2 protein-coding genes and 2 pseudogenes are annotated in these 2,185 nt (G+C 72.7%); 2 read left to right on the top strand and 2 right to left on the bottom strand.

The window, feature by feature from the left end; genetic code table 11:
• A pseudogene (locus PROKR_RS36230) lies at positions 1-181 on the top strand (acetylxylan esterase); the annotation flags it as partial.
• On the opposite strand, the gene map reads toward PROKR_RS36230, so the two are convergent.
• Positions 165-941 carry a type I methionyl aminopeptidase gene (map, locus tag PROKR_RS25710; protein WP_036969382.1) on the bottom strand — a complete coding sequence of 259 codons (777 nt, stop codon included), beginning with the start codon at positions 939-941 and terminating at the stop codon, positions 165-167. The pseudogene PROKR_RS36230 and the gene map sit on opposite strands and share 17 nt — an antisense overlap.
• 67 nt (positions 942-1,008) lie before the next feature.
• Here map and PROKR_RS25705 point away from each other — a divergent pair, with 67 nt between their 5' ends.
• Positions 1,009-1,302, top strand: coding sequence for a helix-turn-helix domain-containing protein (locus tag PROKR_RS25705; RefSeq protein WP_036969380.1), 294 nt, complete (start codon positions 1,009-1,011; stop codon positions 1,300-1,302).
• 8 nt (positions 1,303-1,310) lie between these two features.
• Here PROKR_RS25705 and PROKR_RS31950 read toward each other — a convergent pair.
• A pseudogene (locus tag PROKR_RS31950) lies at positions 1,311-2,185 on the bottom strand (HNH endonuclease); the annotation flags it as partial.

Below are 2,185 nucleotides of genomic sequence, written 5' to 3'. Positions count from 1 at the left end.
GGCCGGGGTGTCGCGGGCGTCGTCGGCGGGCTCGGGTGCCCGCCTGGAGCTCGCGGTGCACTCCGCCGGGCACGCGGAGTACCCGGGGATGGCGCGCGAGCTGGCGACGGTGTTCGCGGCGACACGGGCGCACATCGGGGCTTGTGTCGCCGCGGCCGCCGCCGCTACCTCGGCAGGGTGAGGATCTCGACTCCGTCGTCCGTGACGGCGATGGTGTGCTCGCTGTGCGCGGTGCGGCAGCCGGTCGCGCTGCGCAGCGTCCAGCCGTCGGCGTCGACGACGAGCTCGTCGGTGTCGGTCATGGCCCATGGTTCGAGGGCCAGCAGCAGCCCGGGGCGCAGCCGATAGCCCCGGCCCGGCCGCCCCGTGTTCGAGACGTGCGGGTCCTGGTGCATGGTCGAGCCGATGCCGTGCCCACCGAACTCGGTGTTGATCGGGTACCCCGCCGCGCCGAGCACGGAGCCGATGGCGTGCGAGAGGTCGCCGATGCGAGCCCCGGGGCCGGCGGCGGCGATCCCGGCGGCGAGCGCGCGCTCGGTCGCCTCGATCAGTGCATGGCTCTCGGCGGCCTCGGGCCCGGGATCGCCCACGACGAAGCTGACCGCGGAATCGGCGGCGATCCCGTCCAGGGAGACGGCGAGGTCGAGGGTGAGCAGGTCGCCGTCGGCCAGGGTGTAGTCGTGGGGCCTGCCGTGCAGCACGGCGTCGTTCACCGCGGTGCAGACATAGTGCCCGAACGGCCCCCGGCCGAACGACGGCGCGTAGTCGACGTAGCAGGACTGCGCCCCGGCGTCGGCTATCAGGTCCCGGGTCCAGCGGTCGATGTCCAGGAGGTTGGTGCCGGCCGTGGCGCGGTCGCGCAGCGTCCGAAGGAAGCCGCCCACGAGGGCTCCCGTCTCCCTGGCTCGGGCCAGCTCGGTGGGGTTCAGGATCTCGATCATGGGGTGCCCTTCGTACGCCTACCAATAACTATCCCGGCAATGTTATACCGGTATTAGAATCGGCGTCATGGTCAGGCTGCCGCTCACCCCCGCCGACGTCGAGCGCGGACAGCGCCTCGGCGCCCTCCTGCGCCGCGCACGCGGGGACCGCTCGATGCTGGAGACCGCACTCGACGCCCGCGTCTCCCCCGAGACCCTGCGCAAGATCGAGTCGGGTCGCGTGGCCACGCCCGCGTTCTCGACGATCGCGGCGATCGCAGGTGTGCTGGGCCTGTCCCTCGACGAGGTGTGGGCCGAGATCAGCCGGCCCGAGGACGACGCCCGGACGGGGCGCGACGCCCGGGACCGGCTGGTCTCCTAGCTGGTGCGTCAGGCGGGGTGCGCCCAGAAGAGGTCGGGGCGACGCGACCTGCCTGGTGCTCGGCGGGGTGGTTGGCGTGCCGGGCATGGTTGGCGGGGTGGTGGGCTGGGGCGGTAGGCGATGGTGCCGTGGGGGGCGTGGCCTGGCAGCCGATCGAGTAGCGGCTGCGTGGGGTCCAGGCCGGGGTGGCGGAACCGTCGCGGGCTGGGGTCACGTCCTGACCACGGGCGGCCTCGCCGGCCGTGGATGCGTCACTGCCAGCGGGCATGCCGGCGCCACGGGCGGCCTCCACTGCACGACCGGTGTCGCTGGTCCTGGCCGGTGTGGGTGGTGTGGGCGCGACCGAGACATAGGTGTGCCCGGTGGGGGTCATGGTTTCGACGGCGTGCCGTCCGTCGCGGTGGGTGGTTTTCTGATGCCAGCCGGGGGCCTGCTTTGCGTGGTTGCACCAGGCGCATAGACCTTGCCCGTTGTCGAGGCTGGTCGGGCCACCCTCCGCGTGCGGGGTGACGTGGTCCGTGTGCCGGACCGGGGCGTCGCACCAGACGGTGGCACAGATGCCCTGCTCCCTGGCCCGCAGCAACGCCGTCAAGCCTGGTGGGTGGAACCGGGACGTGGACGTCGTGGCCAGGAGGCGTCCGTGGGGGTTGACGTAGATCGACCGCAACCAGGCCGTGTCGGTGTCGATCGCGTGCGCTACCAGGTTGCGGGCGACCGGTGCCGGGACAACGCCCGCACCCGCCGGGGCACCCTCGACCACCACACCCGGCTGGTTGCCGCCGGCCAGGAGGGTGTCGTCCGAGACCAGCAGGTTGATCGTGACCGGCACATCGTTCGCGTGACCGGGTTCGCGTCCGGTGGCGCGTTCGATGAGGGTGTCGGC

Source organism: Promicromonospora kroppenstedtii DSM 19349 (assembly GCF_000515355.1).
Taxonomy (GTDB): Bacteria; Actinomycetota; Actinomycetes; order Actinomycetales; family Cellulomonadaceae; genus Promicromonospora; species Promicromonospora kroppenstedtii.
Note: the sequence above shows the minus strand (reverse complement) of the source record. Positions and strands in the feature narration are given on the sequence as shown.